The sequence below is a fragment of the Streptomyces sp. NPDC012794 genome, assembly GCF_042901085.1.
Taxonomy (GTDB): Bacteria; Actinomycetota; Actinomycetes; order Streptomycetales; family Streptomycetaceae; genus Streptomyces.
Map to the genome: position 1 here is coordinate 59,050 of NZ_JBIBCI010000022.1, position 16,071 is coordinate 75,120.

The 16,071-nt window shown below is 69.8% G+C and carries 14 protein-coding genes and 1 pseudogene; 11 read left to right on the top strand and 4 right to left on the bottom strand.

Annotated features, from left to right (window positions below; translation table 11 throughout):
* Positions 1 to 1,173 precede the first annotated feature (1,173 nt).
* Positions 1,174 to 1,584, top strand: coding sequence for a VOC family protein (locus ACFY7H_RS29685; RefSeq protein WP_388944241.1), 411 nt, complete (start codon positions 1,174 to 1,176; stop codon positions 1,582 to 1,584).
* Here ACFY7H_RS29685 and ACFY7H_RS29690 read toward each other — a convergent pair.
* Complete coding sequence (locus ACFY7H_RS29690; protein WP_388944244.1) at positions 1,532 to 1,957, bottom strand: hypothetical protein; 426 nt, start codon at positions 1,955 to 1,957, stop codon at positions 1,532 to 1,534. The two genes, ACFY7H_RS29685 and ACFY7H_RS29690, sit on opposite strands and share 53 nt — an antisense overlap.
* Positions 1,958 to 2,295: 338 nt before the next feature.
* Here ACFY7H_RS29690 and ACFY7H_RS29695 point away from each other — a divergent pair, with 338 nt between their 5' ends.
* The 7 genes and pseudogenes from ACFY7H_RS29695 to ACFY7H_RS29725 all read left to right on the top strand — a co-directional run bounded on the left by ACFY7H_RS29695 (position 2,296) and on the right by ACFY7H_RS29725 (position 8,019).
* Positions 2,296 to 3,255, top strand: coding sequence for a helix-turn-helix transcriptional regulator (locus ACFY7H_RS29695; RefSeq protein ID WP_388944247.1), 960 nt, complete (start codon positions 2,296 to 2,298; stop codon positions 3,253 to 3,255).
* A 121-nt stretch (positions 3,256 to 3,376) separates the two neighbouring features.
* Positions 3,377 to 4,090, top strand: a complete 714-nt coding sequence (locus ACFY7H_RS29700; protein ID WP_388944250.1) for an NADPH-dependent F420 reductase — start codon at positions 3,377 to 3,379, stop codon at positions 4,088 to 4,090.
* An 81-nt stretch (positions 4,091 to 4,171) separates the two neighbouring features.
* A complete protein-coding gene (locus ACFY7H_RS29705; RefSeq protein WP_388944253.1) occupies positions 4,172 to 4,552 on the top strand; it encodes a VOC family protein in 381 nt (126 codons plus the stop codon).
* A 141-nt stretch (positions 4,553 to 4,693) separates the two neighbouring features.
* The gene (locus ACFY7H_RS29710; protein ID WP_388944256.1) at positions 4,694 to 4,939 is read left to right on the top strand and encodes a hypothetical protein; all 246 of its coding nucleotides are present in this window, start codon (positions 4,694 to 4,696) and stop codon (positions 4,937 to 4,939) included.
* A gap of 302 nt (positions 4,940 to 5,241) precedes the next feature.
* A pseudogene (locus tag ACFY7H_RS29715) lies at positions 5,242 to 6,192 on the top strand (helicase); the annotation flags it as partial.
* Positions 6,193 to 6,472: 280 nt separating this feature from the next.
* Positions 6,473 to 7,174, top strand: coding sequence for a transposase (locus ACFY7H_RS29720; RefSeq protein WP_388944349.1), 702 nt, complete (start codon positions 6,473 to 6,475; stop codon positions 7,172 to 7,174).
* A 563-nt stretch (positions 7,175 to 7,737) separates the two neighbouring features.
* On the top strand, positions 7,738 to 8,019 hold the full coding sequence (locus tag ACFY7H_RS29725; RefSeq protein WP_388944259.1) for a PASTA domain-containing protein: 282 nt from the start codon (positions 7,738 to 7,740) through the stop codon (positions 8,017 to 8,019).
* A gap of 485 nt (positions 8,020 to 8,504) precedes the next feature.
* Here ACFY7H_RS29725 and ACFY7H_RS29730 read toward each other — a convergent pair whose 3' ends face one another.
* Complete coding sequence (locus ACFY7H_RS29730) at positions 8,505 to 9,119, bottom strand: TetR/AcrR family transcriptional regulator (RefSeq protein WP_388944261.1); 615 nt, start codon at positions 9,117 to 9,119, stop codon at positions 8,505 to 8,507.
* Positions 9,120 to 9,295: 176 nt separating this feature from the next.
* Between ACFY7H_RS29730 and ACFY7H_RS29735 the strand changes: the two genes are divergently transcribed.
* The 3 genes from ACFY7H_RS29735 (at position 9,296) to ACFY7H_RS29745 (ending at position 11,886) form a co-directional block, all read left to right on the top strand.
* On the top strand, positions 9,296 to 10,171 hold the full coding sequence (locus tag ACFY7H_RS29735; protein ID WP_388944264.1) for a polysaccharide deacetylase family protein: 876 nt from the start codon (positions 9,296 to 9,298) through the stop codon (positions 10,169 to 10,171).
* Positions 10,172 to 10,444: 273 nt separating this feature from the next.
* The gene (locus ACFY7H_RS29740; RefSeq protein WP_388944267.1) at positions 10,445 to 11,023 is read left to right on the top strand and encodes a TetR/AcrR family transcriptional regulator; all 579 of its coding nucleotides are present in this window, start codon (positions 10,445 to 10,447) and stop codon (positions 11,021 to 11,023) included.
* A gap of 80 nt (positions 11,024 to 11,103) precedes the next feature.
* Entirely contained in the window at positions 11,104 to 11,886 is a 783-nt protein-coding gene (locus ACFY7H_RS29745; RefSeq protein WP_388944270.1) for an SDR family oxidoreductase, read from the top strand.
* A 1,429-nt stretch (positions 11,887 to 13,315) separates the two neighbouring features.
* Here the strand turns inward: ACFY7H_RS29745 and ACFY7H_RS29750 are convergent.
* Positions 13,316 to 14,437 carry a sensor histidine kinase gene (locus tag ACFY7H_RS29750; protein ID WP_388944274.1) on the bottom strand — a complete coding sequence of 374 codons (1,122 nt, stop codon included), beginning with the start codon at positions 14,435 to 14,437 and terminating at the stop codon, positions 13,316 to 13,318.
* A complete protein-coding gene (locus ACFY7H_RS29755) occupies positions 14,434 to 15,114 on the bottom strand; it encodes a response regulator (RefSeq protein WP_388944277.1) in 681 nt (226 codons plus the stop codon). Before ACFY7H_RS29755 ends, ACFY7H_RS29750 begins: the two co-directional genes overlap by 4 nt.
* Positions 15,115 to 16,071: the final 957 nt, after the last annotated feature.

The window sequence follows — 16,071 nt, forward strand, 5'->3', positions numbered from 1 at the left end:
CCACCGCCAGGACCACGCCCACCGTGAGCCGGCCCGACTCGCCGGCCAGCCAGCCGCACCCGGCCAGGACCGTCCCGGTCACGCCGCCCCCTCACACTCGCCGCTGCCTGCCGGACATCACCACCGCGCCTCCCCTCAGGCTGGGGCCCGGCGCCCGCGTCGCGGGCGGCGTGCCGCTGTACTTCCTCCGAGGGCGCCACCAGCGGCCCGGCCGCAGGCGCGGCGGACTCCGGCCGCAACACGGGGCCCCGGTACAAGGTGGCCACGCCCGCCGTGCCGACCAGGACCGACAGGACGAAGTCCGCCTGCACCAGACCGACGTGGCCCGCCGCCACGCGGCCGCAAGCAGAGCGCCGGGACAGCAGCAAGCCCTCGACGGCGATCCGGTCCCGGGGCCGGATCGCCCACCAGGTCGCCCGTACTCGGTCCGCACACCCCGGAGCCCCTGCCGTCCCGGTCGCGGGAGCCTTCGCCGTCACCACGTACGCCCGCACCCCTGACCGGTCCGGTCTGCCGGCGGTGGGCGGGGATCGCGGCTTCCGTCGGGGCCTGCTGTCCGGGGGCCGCGGCGGGCGTGGTGGTGGACCAGGAGCGGGCAGCCGTCGGGGAGACGCGGACCCGGGAGGCGGGCACGGCCGGCGCCGAGGGCGGCACGGTCAGGGAGTGCAGGGTCGCGTCCACGAGCCGCCCGACCGTGGTGGAGGACGGGCCTTCCTCCCAGGTGTCGGCCCCCAGGCGGGCCAGCTGCGCGCCGAGGAGACCGGTGCCGCCCCGGTCGAGAATCCGGTCCATGGGCCGCGAGCAGGGGCCACTGGCGCGAGCCCACCAGGAGACCCGCCTGCGCCTCGGGCAGGACGTCCTTGAGGACGCCGACGATCGTGGCGTGCGCGAGCGGGTTGACGTCGAGCTGGTCCAAGGCCCTCGCGCTGCGGGCGTGCTTCGCGTCACCTCTTCTCAGCGGACCCAGGCGGCGGGCCTGCGCAGAACCACCACGGTCGCGTCATCGCGGTAGGAGGCCGCCACCTGGAACGCGGGAGCACGATGGACACATAGGACACGACATGTCCTAAATAAGCCGTAATGTGGGCGTACCGGTTGATATCGACATGACAGCCACCTGGCTCGGTCGGGGCACAGCAAGCCCGATACTCCCCAGTCTCCCAGGAGAAACTCATGGCCCTTGTCCCCTGCATCAGCGTGAAGGACACCGCCGTCAGCATCAGCTTCTACAAGAAGGTCGGCTTCGACGTCGACTCCAGCACTGCCGGACCCGGCGACGACCTCCATATGCTCCTGTTTCAAGGCGATTTCTGCGGAATGATCTACGGGAACACCGACCTGAAGAAGTGGCTTCCCGTCCTGGCCGACACCCCGATCGGCTTCGCTGGCATGTTCTACCTCGCCGTCAACGATATCGAAAACGTCCACGAGCACATCGCGCAGCATGCCGAGATCATCAAGCCGATGACCACCGACAACAACGGCCAGCGTGAGTTCTACTTCCGCGATCCCGACGGCTACATCATCGGGATCAACGACAAGGCCGTCCTCGAAGCCAGCGAACTGGGCAAATACGCCTCCTAACCCCGCCCCGCCATGTCCGGGACAGGCGCGGAGCGGCGCCGAGCTGCAGGTAGAGGGTCCAGGCGAGGAAGAACACCCGGACGCGGGCCCGAACAGCAGTTGAGCCCCGGGCCCCGGCGAATGCCCGGCGGGTGAACAGCAACTGCACCACCAGAGGCGAGGCACCCTGCCGGGCCACCCGGCGTTCCCACAGGACGAACACGCCCAGGACCGGCACGGAAGTGGTCATCGTCACCAACGGCCAGGCGGGCCAGCCCAGTTCATGACTCTGGGCGAGCGGCAGGATCAGCGCGAGCAGTCCTGCCGTGGCGAGCAGCACGCCGAGCAGGTCGAGGCGGGTGGCCCGCTCGGCTTTCGACTCGCGGATTGGCACGGCGGCCGCGATCAGCCCGGCGATGCCGAGGGGCAGGTTGACCAGGAAGATCGGCCGCCAGCCGAGACCGAAGAAGGCACCTGGACGGGGAGCGCGCCAACGAGCGGGCCGACGAGGGTGCCCCCCGTCTCAGCCCGATGTAGAGCAGGGGCGATGTAGGACCACGGTCGCATCCGCGACGTACACGAAGGACGCGATCAGCAGCACCGCAACAGCGGCCCATCCGCGCGGATCCACCGTGTCGGTGCTGGTTGCAGGTTTTTGTTCTCGGACATGCCTTGCAGGGTAGAAACCTTTTAGGACGCTTAATGTCCTTGAAGTGGAGCATGCTGGACGGCATGACGACCGACCTTCCCGCCCGGATGCTCCGCCTGCTGTCCCTCCTGCAGACCCGCCGCGAGTGGTCGGGCAACGAGCTCGCAGAACGGCTCGGCGTCACCACCCGCACCGTGCGCCGCGACATCGACCGCCTGCGCGAGCTCGAATACCCCGTCGAGGGCACTACCGGCCACGCCGGCGGCTATCGCCTGGCCGCCGGCGCCGCGATGCCCCCGCTGATCCTCGACGACGAGGAAGCCACCGCCACCGCCGTCGCCCTGCGCACCGCCGCAGGGCAGCTCACCGGTATGGAGGAGACCACACTGAGGGCACTCGCCAAACTCGAGCAGGTCCTGCCCGCCCGCCTGCGCTCCCAGGTCGCGGCCCTGCAGCAGTCGACCGCCACCATCGAATGGGAGCGCCGGGGCCCGCGTACCGACCCCGCGACCCTGGCCGCGCTCGCGAGGGCATGCCGCGACCACGAGAGCGTCACCTTCGCCTACACCACCCGCACCGGTGCGGTCGCCGACCGCCGCGTCGACCCGCATTACCTCGTAGCCTCCGGCGGCCTCTGGTACCTCCTCGCCCACGACCGGGACCGCGACCACTGGCGGATCTACCGCCTCGACCGCATCACCGAACTCACCCCCACCCGCCATCGCTTCACACCCCGCCCAGTCCCAGGCGGGGACCCGGCCTCGTACGTCGCCGGCAAGATCGCGTCCGCGCCTGTGTGCTACCGGGCCATCGCCACCGTCCGGGAACCCGCTGAGGCCGTACGTCGCCGCACCTTCGCCCTCGCCACCCGCATCCAGGAAGCCGGCCCCGGCGCCTGCACCGTGGACTGCTCCGGCGACCACCTCCCGGGCATTGCCCAGATCCTCGCCGGCCTGGGAGCCGACTACGCCCTGGACGCCGACGAGGCCGTCAGGGACCACCTGCGCACGGTCGCCCGCCGCGCCCTGGATGCCGCCGGATGAGGCCGATGCGATGTCCGCCTCGCTTTAGGACGTGAGATGTCCTAAAAGAGTCGTAATGTCTTTTTTGCGGCCGAACGGCCGCCTGCCGCGAGGCAGTCCCCTCCCCTACAGGAGCAGCACTGTGAAGATCGCGATTCTCGGCACCGGAGCGGGCGCCCGCCAGCATGCGGCCCGCCTGTCCGGCCTCGGCCACCAGGTCATCGTCGGCACCCGCGACCCCCAGGCCACCCTCGCCCGGACCGAGCCCGACATGATGGGCACCGAACCCTTCGCCGCCTTCCATGCCGCCCACCCCGAGCTGACCCTGACCGCCTTCGCAGAGGCCGCCGACGCGGGCGAGCTCGTCATCAACGGCATCGACGGCGCCAACGCCCTCGCCGCCCTGACCGCCCTTCCCGCCGCGGCCCTCGCCGGGAAGGCGCTGATCGACTACGCGGTCCCGTACGTCTACCAGCAGCCCGGCGACCCCGAGCACTCCTGGCCCACCCCGTGGGGCGAGATGCCGCGCCTGGACCCCGTCGACACCGACAGCCTCGCCGAGCAGATCCAGCGCGCCCTGCCCGGCACCAAGGTCGTCAAGACCTTCGTCACCCAGGAGCAGGAGACCGTCGTCAACCCCGCCGAGTTCGGCGGCGGCGACCACACCATGTTCCTCGCCGGCGACCACCAGGAAGCCAAGACCGCCGCCCGGGAACTCCTCGCCTCCTACGGCTGGAGCGACATCATCGACGTCGGCCCCCTGGCCGCAGCCCGCGGCCTGGAGATGTACGCCCACTTCCACACCGCCCTCGGACTCGCCCTCGGCGGCCGCTTCGGAGTCAAGATCGTCCGCTGACCTCGGTGCCCGGCCAGGCCCGCCCCACCCCAGGGCGCGGGCCGGCCGTTCTCTCGCTCAACACACCAGGAAGCGCCAGCCGTGCCTGACCCCTTCGCCCACACCGTCCTCGCCGTCCCCGACGTCGCCCGCACCCTCGCCGCCTATCGGCAGCTCGGATTCACCGGGACACCCCCGCACCTCGCGGAAGGCATGGCAGCCGTCCAGCAGGGCACGACCACCCTCTTCGTCCTGCAACCCGAACACGCCTTCCGGCAGCAGTACCCCCAGGCAAGCCGGCCGCTCGGAGCCACCGCAACCATCACCATCACCGGCCTCCCGAACTTCGACCATGTCGCAACCCGCATCCGCGCACATGCCGAGGTCATCACCGATCACACCGATGACCCTTCCTATCGCGTGATCGTCTTTCGCGACCTCAACGGATACATCCTCGCCATCAGCGACACACCGCCCAGCTGATCCCGGGCCCTGTAGGACCCGGGAGCCCCAGCACACTCGCGCGGCTGCACCGACAGCCGGACCGGCTATCTCCGTCCGGCTTCGCCGAGCAGGCCGGAGGCTGAATGAGGGCGACACACAAACAGGCACTCGTACACCGAAATGGCCGGCCTGCCCAAGAGCGTCCTGTCTGCCGCCGCCAAGCCGATCGCTGCCGGACACAACATGGTCAGCGGCATCGGCGGCGGCCTCCTCGGCGGCGGCGTGGAGAAGACCACCGGCCTCGACCCCTACAAGGACATCCTCGGCATCGCCTCCACCGCGTTCCGCGACATGGAGAAAGCCGCCCTCACCCAGGGTCAGAACAACCAGGCCCAAATGCACCAGGAACTCGGCGAAAACCGCTGACCCCACACGCGGCAGGGGCCGGCTGCGGAGCTGGCCGTCCCTGCCGCGTACTCAGCCTGCGGCCGCGGCCGGACCCTCCCCGAACCGAAGCACGTCCTCCACACCCACATCCAGGCGCAGCCCCTTGAACCGCAACGGGTGACGGAACATCCCACCCCGCTCCACCGCCCGGTCCCGCTGACCTCCGCCACCAGGCCCAGGCGGACCACAACCACACCCAAGACGTCACAGCTCCCCCACGCTGCCGCGAACCGCACTCCCGTCCACGCTGCCGCGAACCGCACTCCCGTCCACGGTGGCCCGTCCTCGGAATCCGCGACCCCTCCCCCGTCGGGGAGTCCGAGGATGCGCAGCGGGGCCGGCGACTGGCACTGCTGCAGGCCGCCCTCCTGGAGCACGCCGCGGCGTACAACCTGCGTACGGTCATGACCTTCCACCAGAGAGTCGAGGAAGCGGCCGCCTTCGCAGAGAAACTGCCCGAGACGGCCGCCGAGCTGTACGCCGCCGACGCCTCCGACACCGACCTGGCAGCCGCGGAGAAGCTGCCGAAGTCGTCGATCGAGGCGGAGTTCTACGAGCTGGAGGCGGGTCGGCACGCCCCGCCGGACCGGGTGTGGTCGGCGTGGCTGTGCGGGAACCACCTCGTCACCGAGCGCCGCGAAGTCCTGCGGCAATTCGCCAACCGCATCGACGCGGCGGGGCGCCGGGTCCACCGGGCGTTCCTCGCCTCCGTGCGCGTGCTCGGGGAGGGCGTCGACATCACCGGCGAGCGGGGGTCGAGGCGATCTGCTTCGCCGAACCCGCGGCTCCCAGTTCGAGATCGTCCAAAAAAACATCGGCCGGGGCCTGCGGCTCAACCGCGACGGCTCTACGAAGGTCGCCCAGATCATCGTGCCCGTGTTCCTGGAGCCGGGCGAGGACCCGACCGACATGGTCGCCTTCACCAGCTTCCGGCCTCTTGTAGCCGTCCTCAGGGCCTGCGCTCCCATGACGACCGCCTCGTCGAGCAGCTCGCCTCCCGCGCCCTCACCAGCGGCAAGCGCAAGGTCCACCTCCGGCGCGACGAGGACGGGCGGATCGTCGGTGCCGGCGGGGACGGCGAGGACCAGGAGGAGGACGACACCGACGCGGACGCAGAGTCGGCCCTGCTGCACTTCTCCAGCCCCCGCGACGCCGCCACCATCGCCACGTTCCTGCGCACCCGCGTCTACCGGCCCGACAGCCTGGTGCGGCTCGATGGTGAGCGCGCAGTGAGGCAGGTGCCGTCGCAGAGCGGTGAGGGCGGCTCGCAGTTCCAGGCGGGCCAGGCGGCGCCGGGGCGGTGATGCGGGCCATGGCCGAAGACGAGGCCGGACGGCCCTGTACGGGTTGGGCGGGGCGTGGTGAGGGCGAGCAGGACGGTGTCGCTGGTGGGAATGGCTGTCTGGCGATGGTGAGGTCGCGGCGGGCGAATCGCGGTGCCGTGGTCAAGACCGGACCCTGCCGTGTCAGGAGATCCTCGACTAACTGGCGGTCCACTGGCCGTTGCCGGCGGTGGTCGGCCGCGGGGAGCAGGACAGCTCGCCCTCGGCATCGTCGGCGAGGACCAAGTGCGGGCCGTCAAGCCGGAACCGGACCGTACGGAGCCCGCCCCTAGCCGGCTCCGCCACCGGCCAGCACTACGGCACCGTGATCATCGACTGCGCGACCGGCCAGCCTCTTGACCTGTTGCCCGGCCGGAACGCGAAGACGCTGGCGCACTGGCTGCGCAAGCACCCGAGCGTGGAGATCATCTGCCGTGACCGAAGGGGCTCCTACGCCGATGGCGCTCGCACCGGCGCACCACAAGCAGTGCAGGTCGCAGACCGCTTTCACATCTGGCAGAACCTCGGCACCGCGGTCAAAACTTGCGTCGGCCAGCACAACGCCTCTCTCAAACCGTCCACTGGACCGGACAGCACCGCGAATATCTCTACCGCCGACCCGGCAAGCCCGACCAAGGCAATGTCACCGATCGAAGCCCGAATCCGCGAACGCCACACCGGCGTCCACGCCCTCCACACCCTGGGGCACGGCATTCGCGAGATCGCCCGGGAACTGCACATCGGCGGTACACCGTCCGCCGCACCGCCCGCGCCGAAACCCTCGAACAGTTGCTGGCCGGACGACATCAACCACGGCCCAGCCAGCTCGACCCCTACAAGGCCCACCTGGACAAACTCCGGTCCGAAGGGTGCACGAACGCCATCGACCTGACCGGCTTCGCGGAACAACTGTCGTGGGCGCTCTACCAGCTCGACCGCAAGGAATACGGATACGACCTGTCCGATGACGCCTTCCTCTACACCCGTACTACGGGGTGACGGCGGCGAGGACCAGGCGCTGGAGCTCGGCCGGGTCGAGCCCGTAGCGTCGCGCGACCCGGCCCAGCGCGGACGTCGGTCTTCCCCGCAGCCGTGGGCGGCTCTTACTCGTGGACCTGGCCGTCATAAGCAGGACCCGATCACCCGGCTCCAGCACGCCGTACGGGCGACCCCATCCCGCTCGATGTCGGCGCCCGGGGCATCGAAGTCCCCGATGTTCCTCCGGGGGCTCGGCGAGCGTGCGTGGGAGTTTCCGAGAGACGGGCAACCAGGCGGCGGCCGGTGCGTCAGCGCCATTTGCGAGCAAGCCCCCGGGCGGCTTCGCCCCGCCCCTCCCCCGTGCGGGGGAGGGGCTCCTCCTGCGAGCCGACGCCTCGTCCGCGCCCCAGCTCGTGGAGCCCGCAATTCTTCCCTCGGTTCGAGAACGGGTAGATACTGTCCGGTGGGGAGGCCGGTATGAGCTGGGTGGGACCCGATACGGCTGACGAGGTGACTGTTCCTGACCTCGTCGGGTTGATCGTGACGGACGCTCGGAAGGTAGCGTGGGAGGCGGGCCTGGTCATCGCGGCCGCTGATCCAGACGGACCACCGTTGGGAGCTCTTACCTGGCCCGGCGTCTGGAGGGTCACCGCCCAGGCCCCCGCCCCCGGGTCCCGGATGCGCCGTATGGGCTCGTTGGTGATCGAGTTCTGCAAGGCGCTTGGGACCGATGACCGAGAACCACCTTCCCTGGCCTGACCCAAGGTCAGCCTACGGAGCTGCACGGGCCGATGCCGGCTGCGCTGACTTCTCTGCACCCCCGGAGATTAGTAGCCGTTGCTGTACCAAGAGGTTCGTTCGAGGGTCGGATCTCATCGCCTTCGACGCCCCCGAAGGAGGCGCCCCGGTCTGGATCGGGTCCACTCGGACCGGCAGCGTGGCCTCGATCATCATGCAAGGCCAAATTGCCACGCCCCCTCTGGCCTGAGTCGGGCGTTTGGCAGCCGCTTGACCAGTCGCGAGTCGTAGTAGGGCCCCGGCTGCCCACGGCCACGGCTCTGGCCTTTTCAGCCGCAGGCGGACCAGGCCGATGCCAGAGCTCCGGGAGGTGGCTCGAGCCGGGCTGAACGACCGCGGTTCGTAGAAGGTGCCGTCGCGCTCACTCTCTGCGTGGCGCCGCCAGCATCACGCAGCGTTCCCCCCCCTCCGCCACGACGCCGGGCACCACGGAGGTTCCCGCGAGGTCATGCCCCGTTCTGGCGAGGGGGTCTGAGTCCCCGCATGGCGAGCTCGACGACGTCCTCGACGTATGCCTCGTCGCTCGGGCCGCGTACGACGAGCAGCCGGTAGTACAGCTGGGCGTAGATCAGCTCGATGGCGCGGTACGGGTCGATGTCGGCGGCGACCTGTCCGTCCGCCTGGGCGCGGCGGATACGCTCGGCGACGAGCGTGCTGGCGGGGTCGATGAGGCGTTTGCGGAACTCCGCGGCAAGGTGGGGGTCGTGCTGGGACTCGGCGACGATCGAGGCGAGCACACCGCGGGTGTCGCCGATCGTGTCGATCCAGGCGTCTTTGACCATCAGCTTCAGGTCGGCCTCGAAGTCGCCGGTCTGAGCGGTTTCGAGGCGTCGGTGCAGGCGCTCTTCGAGCTGTTGCGCCCACGCGTCGAGGACGACCGCTCCCTTGGAGGGCCACCAGCGGTAGACGGTCCGCTTGCCGACGCCTGCGCGAGCCGCGATCCCCTCGATGGTGACACGCGCCAAGCCGGTTTCGCGGGCCATGCCGAGCGCGGCCTCGAGGATCGCGGCGGTCGCCTGCGGGTTGCGCCGGGCGGGATCGGGCGCACGCGTCGTGCTCATGTCGCCTCCATGGTGTTGACGAGGTCACGCTACCGCACTGGGGAGACGATCCGGTTCGTGTTGACACCAACCCAATATCACGACACGATCCGTATCGGTTCGCGATACGACACGGACCGTCTCCCAGCGGTCTACTCCCCTGCCGTCCCCCGGACGGCTCCTGCGAAGGGAACTCCATGCACAACGGCCTGTACGACTTCAGCCCCATCACCGAGCGCCCGCCCGTCCAGTGGCCCGACGGCGCCCGGGTGGCCTTCTACGTCGGCCTCAACGTGGAACACTTCGTCCTCGGCAAGCCGTCCACCAGCATCAACCAGGGCACTGCGGCGCTCGTGCCGGATCCGCTGAACCACGGGTGGCGTGACTACGGCCCCCGGGTGGCTATCTGGCGGATGATCGAGTCGTTCGACCGGCACGGCGTGCGCCCGAGCGTGCTGCTCAACTCCGATGTAGCCGAGCACTACCCGCAGATCGTCGAGGCCGGCCGGGCGCGCGGCTGGGCCTGGCTCGCGCACGGCAAGAACAACTCCACTCTGCAGGCCGAGGTCGAGGCAGACGAGCGCGCCTACCTGACCGAGGTCGTCGAGACCATCGAGAAGGCCACCGGGCAGCGTCCGCGCGGCTGGATGGGACCCGCCCTCAGCGAGACGTTCCAGACTCCGGCGCTGATCGCCGAACTCGGCCTGCGCTACGTACTCGACTGGACCGCCGACGACCAGCCGTTCCCACTGAACGTACCGGGGCTCCTGAGCGTCCCCTACACCCTCGAACTCAACGACCTGGGGCTGTTCACCACCCATTCCATCAGCGGTCCCGACTTCGTGCGGATCGTCAAGGACCAGCTCGACCAGCTGTACGCGGACTCCGCGCACAGCGGCCGTGTGATGGCACTGGCCCTGCACCCCTTCGTGACCGGCCAGGCCTTCCGGATGAAGTACCTGGACCAGGCACTCGAATACGTCGTCAACCACCCGGGTGTGTGGACGACGACCAGCGACGACATCGCCGAACACTACGCCCGCACCACCACCGGTCCCAATACCGTCGCCTGACCGACCACGTGGTCGAGCGCTGCTTCGGCCCTCGGAAGCAGTTCCGCGATCGCCACCCCCTTCGACAAACTCGCCGCCCGCTACACGGCCGAGTCCACCTTGCCGCGCTCATCCTCCGGCTCCGTGAACCCCTCCAAAATTCTTTGTCAGACAGTGCCTAGCGCTCCGACCGGAAGGCCACTACCGGGTCGGCACCCAGGATGGGACGACGGTGGGCGTCGAGAAGCAACTTGTTTTTGACCTCAAGGTCAGAAACAGTGTTACGGTGGTGCCATGGGCAGGCCGAAGCAGTTCGATCCGGACGTGGCGGTGGAGCGCGCGATGGGCGTGTTCTGGCGCAAGGGGTACGCGGCGACGACGCCGCAGGATCTCGTGGACGAGATCGGCATCGGCAAGGGCAGCCTGTACAACACCTTCGGCAGTAAGCATGCTTTGTTCGAACGGGCGCTTGCGCGCTACCGCGACTCACAGGCCGCGTGGCTAGAAGCGCTTCTCGATCACCCCGGTTCAGCGAAGGATCGACTGAGGGGTGCACTGGAGGCACTGGTTCAACTCGACTTGGGCGACCCGGACCGGCGCGGCTGCATGGCGGTCAACACTGCTACCGAGCTGGCCACTTCGGATGCCGGGACAGCTGACACGGTGCGCAAGATGTTCGCGCGTACGGAGGGCGCGTTCCGGGCGACCGTCGAGGAAGGCCAGCGGGCCGGCGAGATCGCCGGTGACCGCGACGCGGCGGCGACGGCCGCCTGGCTGCTGGCAACGGTAATCGGCATGCGGGTGCTGGCGAAGACGGCTGAGGACGCCGGGCAGTTGAGGCGGGTCGTGGACGCGGCGATGGCGTCATTGTAGACCGGCGCCGCCGCTTGGCGCCGCTCTCTTTTGCGGCCTAATTTTGTACCTGTAATTCAAATACATTCGAGGAGTCTGACATGGAGCTCGATCTCGCTAATAAGACCGCGGTCGTGACCGGGGCCAGCCGAGGCGTGGGCCTCGCGATCACCCGGCAGCTCGTCGCCGAGGGGGTCCGCGTGGTCGGTGCGGCCCGCACGATCACGGCCGAACTGAAGGAGACCGGTGCCCACCCCGTAGCGGTGGACCTCAGCACGCCGGAGGGTGCCGAGGAGTTGGGGGCACAGGCGCTCGCGGAACTCGGCGGTGTGGACATCCTGGTCAACAACCTGGGCGGCGGCGACGCGTTCACCCTAAACGGGTTCCTCGACACTGACGATGCCCTGTGGGCGCAAGCCTTCGAGGTCAACCTGTTCGGCACGGTCCGGGTCACCCGCCGACTGCTGCCGAGCATCTTGGAGCGCCGCGGTTCGGTGGTGAACATCTCGTCGATGAGTGCCCGCCTGCCGGGCACGGGCCCGATCGAGTACGGCACCGCGAAGGCGGGTCTCAACGCGTTCGGCAAGGCGCTGTCCGAGGAGTTCGGCCCTCAGGGTGTACGCGTGAACACTGTCTCTCCCGGCCCGACGCGTACCGGTATGTGGGAGGACGCCGACGGCTTCGGTGCCCGCCTCGCGGAGGCGAACGGCGTCGGGCACCGCGAATTCGTGGCCGGGGTGCCCGCGACGATGGGCATGACCACTGGCCGCATGGTCGAGGCCGACGAGGTCGCGGCCGTCGTCGTGTTTCTCTCCTCAGACCGCGCGGCAAGCGTTACCGGCGCCGATTACGTCATCGAGGGCGGCGGTATCAAGACGGTGTGAGGCGGCTGCCGGGCTGGGGCGTGAGGAGACATTCGCCCCAGCGAACGCCCTTCTCACTGCGACACGTCAGCCTTCCCGCCACCTCCGGCGGGTCCCAGGCCCTCGACCTCCCCGACGACGTCGTTCTCACCCTGTACAACGGGCTCACGAACGGCCCGGACATCACCGAGCCCAAGGCCGAGGGCTTCGACGAGTCCCTCGCCTCCACTGGGAAGTCCTCGACGTGCTGGCCGCCGCCAACGCCCTCGGAGAACACCCGAAAGGAGCCGGTCCGCCTCCCGACCACGCCCCTGCCACCACTGCTTGAAGCCCTAGAAATATCCAGAAGAACTCCGCGGCCGCCTCCACCGTCAGGCCGAGCCTCCGTCGCGCCGATCACGGTGGCGACCGCCTCGTCTGCGCCGCGGGCAGTCGGAAAGCCGACAACGAGGCCGAGGGTGGCGCCGGGCATCTCGCCGTCGACGGGAGGCCGGTGGCCGGCGTACTGCAAGGTCTTCGCCTCGCCCCAATAACCGCCCCGACGTCGACCACGAGTTCGTCCCCAACACCCGAGGCAACACCGCCGAACACAAACCCCGGCAACTGACCGCGTCACACATTTGCCAGAGGGAGCCAGCATGACACGCACCACTCCGCCGCGGCCATTCGACGTCACCACGGCGCTGCCTCAGCTGGCTCCCCTGGCCCGTACGGCGACCCGGCTCCACCCCCGGGCCGGGCCACCGTCGACGCAGGAGAGCTCGGTCGGCGGCCCGCTGCTGTGGCCGGCCACCGAACCGTGGCCGTACTGCGATGGTCCGCACGTATGGGACCAGCACAATCCGGCGCCGTCGCCCGATGACGTCCGGTTACAGCGACGCGTCCTGCAAGACGCAGCCCGCCGGGCGAACGGCGCCCCCGCTTCCCTCTGCTACACGCCCGAGGAACTGACCGACTACCAGCAAGCCGGCGCGGGCCGCCCCTGGCCCGAAGGGCCGATCCCGATGCTTCCCGTAGCCCAGATTTACCTGCGGGACGTCCCGTCGCTGCGCCCGCCGGGCTCAGCCGACCTGCTTCAAGTGCGAGCTGTGGGTCTTGTGTTCGACGATCTTGGTCGGCAGGGTGTCCGGAGTGCGTGCCGATCCTGTGCTGCTCGCGCCCTGGCGGGACGTCGCGAGCAGGAACCTGCGGCTGGAGACGGTGTTCCGGGGTCTGCCCGGAACAGGACAGGGGGCCCGCGACTGGCCCGCGCACCCTAAGGCTGGCCCACCGGCTCGGCGTGGGTGCGATGCTGACGAACCCAGTCCGGTACGCCCACCCGGGCGGCCCTGTTCGGCGCGACGGCATCAAGCAGTTCGATACCGAGCGGGTGGCGGTGGCGGGGATGCCGGAGACCTACCGGGCCCGGCACGCCCTGCGGTTCCCTGTCAAGTTCAGCATGTTGAATCGGTCAGTCGGGCCGGGCGGGAGCTCGTAGTTCGATCTTGTATCCGCCTTCTGGGGTGGATTCGGCGGTAAGGGTGCCGTCGAGGAGTTCGGCGCGTTCTTGCAGGCCGATGAGGCCGTGGCGGGCGCTGGGGAGGGCGACGGTCGGGCGGGTGGGGGCGGTGTTGGTGACGGTGACGCCGAAGCGGTGTGCGTCGTGCCACAGGCGCACCTCGGCGCGGGCTCCGGGGGCGTGCTTGCGCACGTTGGTGAGGGCTTCCTGGACCGTGCGGTAGATGGTTCGCTGGGCGGTGGTGCTGATGCCGGGAGGGAGCCCTCCGGTCAGGGTGGTCTCGATGCCGCTGTTGGCGATGAGCTGCTGGAGGTCGGCGAGGGTGGGCTGAGGGGAGAGTTCGGTTGCCTTGCCGCCTGAGGCGCGGAGCAGGGCGACCATGTGGCGGAGCTCATCGAGGGTGTTCGCGCTGAGGGTGCGGATGGTGCGGGCGGTGTCGCGGGCGTCGGGGTCCTTGGCGGCCATCTGCAGGGCTCCGGCCTGGACGGCGATGAGGCTGACCTGGTGGGAGACGACATCGTGCATCTCGCGGGCCAGCTGGGCGCGTTCGCGGGCGAGGACGGTCTGGGCGTAGAGGGCGCGTTCGTGTTCCCGGGCCTCCTCGACCTCGGCGAGCTGGCGGGCGACGTCGTGCCGGGCCTGCACGAGCTGGCCGAACAGGACGGGGGCGAAGGCCGTGGCCAGCGTATAGACGAACTGGACAAGCGTCCAGGTGCGGTCGCCGTCGAACGCGTCGGACAACGGCCACAAGAGGGTGGCCGCGGTGGCGTTCAGCAGGGCGCAGCCGACGAGCAGCGGGCGGTTGCGGGTGGACGCGGCGAGTGTGTACAGGGCGGCGATCGGCGCGACCGCGACGTCCATGAACAGGGTCATGGGCAGGGTCAGCAGGAAGACGGCCGGCGGGAAGCGCCTGCGCAGGAGCAGGCTGGCGGAGCCTGCGGCGGCGCAGGCCCACATCACAGGAGTGCCCTCGCCCAGCAGGTTGATCCAGGCGTCGAGCGCGGCCAGCACCACGAGCCCCGTGTCGACGGCCCAGGGCGGTACGCGCCGCCACAGTGCCCGGCCCGTGCTCATCGTCCGTTGTCCCGTGCCGTGGAGTCGTCGTGGTGGGTGAGCAGTCCGGCGCGCTCGGCGAGGAGTGCGGCCTGGACGCGGCTGGAGACCCGCAGCTTGGTCAGGATAGAGCTGACGTGGTCCTTGACGGTGCCCGCGCTCAGGTGGATGCGGGTGCCGATGTCGGCGTTGGAGAGTCCTTCGGCGACCAGGACGAGGACGTCGCGTTCCCGGTCGCTGAGCAGGCCGACGCGCGAGACGTCCGCGTCCTGGGGTGCTCCGGCCCCCGGGTGACTGCGGAGCAGGGCGCGCGATGCCTTCGGGGACATGACGACTCCGCCCGCGGCCAGGGTGCGTACCAGCTGGGCGAGCTGTTCGGGCTCGGTGTCCTTGAGGAGGAAGCCGGAGGCTCCTGAGCGCAGTGCGGTCAGGATGTACTCGTCGGTGTCGAAGGTGGTCAGCATGGCGACGTGTGGTGGTGCGGGCAGTTCCTGGATCTGCCGCAGCACGGTCAGGCCGTCCACGTCCGGCATGCGGATGTCGAGGAGCACGACGTCCGGCCGCTCGCGCCGGATCACGTGGGCCGCCTGGGCGCCTTCGGCGGTCGCCACGACCTCGATGCCGTCGGACGCGTTCAGGATCATCTGGAACCCGGACCGCACCAGGGCCTCGTCGTCCACCACCACTACCCGGATCACCGGCGTCCCGCCTCACACTCTCGTCTGCGCTGTCCCGCTGCTCGGCGACCCGCGCATTCGGGGGTCCCGCGTGCTCGTAAGGGTTCGCCTGACGTCGACCGTACGCCGGGCAGGGTACGCGGTGACGTGATCACCCACCGACTGTGGACACCCGGCGGGTCGGCTCCAGCCGTTCGGGGGGTGCGCTCCGGCCGGTCGGCAGGCCGGCGGAGGAGTGTCGGCGGATGGCGCCCGCCATGCTCGTACCGTGGGATCGGTCCCTGGCCCCCCGCCGAGTCCGAGGGCCGCAGCCGATGTCCGTACCGTTTCGAGGACCGTCCCACCATGCTCGGCTCATACGTGCGTCAGTCCGTCCGTGCCCCCTGCGCCGCCTGGCCGCGCGTCCCCATGTGCTCTTTGGGGTGTGTACGGGGCGGTGCTGGCCAGCTCGGTGGTGGCCGCCCTGTCTGAGGGTGAGGCTTCACGGCGGCGGTCTGCGGTGTCGTTGATGCAGTCACGTCTACGACATCCGCGAGGATCCGGAGGATTCACCACCCGGCAACCGGCCACACCTACCAGGTGGCGGGGGTGGCGGAACGGCGGCGGTCCCGGTCTGTGACCGCCGCCGAGCGGCGAATGATCCTCCCGCCGCTTGGCGGGGGACGACCGGTCAACCGTCGGATAGCGCCAGTCCGAAGCATCGACGAGGTTGGGGACTTGCCAGCCGGGACGCCGTGAGCGTCGGCCCTGTCCGACGGCGGATGATCCCGTGTCCGCTCGCCGTGGCCGTGCGTCGGCCAGGAGCAGAAGCAAGGAGCACCCCATGTCGGCCACCGGCCGGATCCTGCTCGCCGGTGCCGTCGCAGCGGTCGTCGCCGTACTGATCACTGTTCTGGTGACGGCCGACGGCAACTAGCCCCCTGCCACGCCTTATCGCATCCGGTCCGGACGGGGCCATGCGGCCCTTCTTCGAGTACA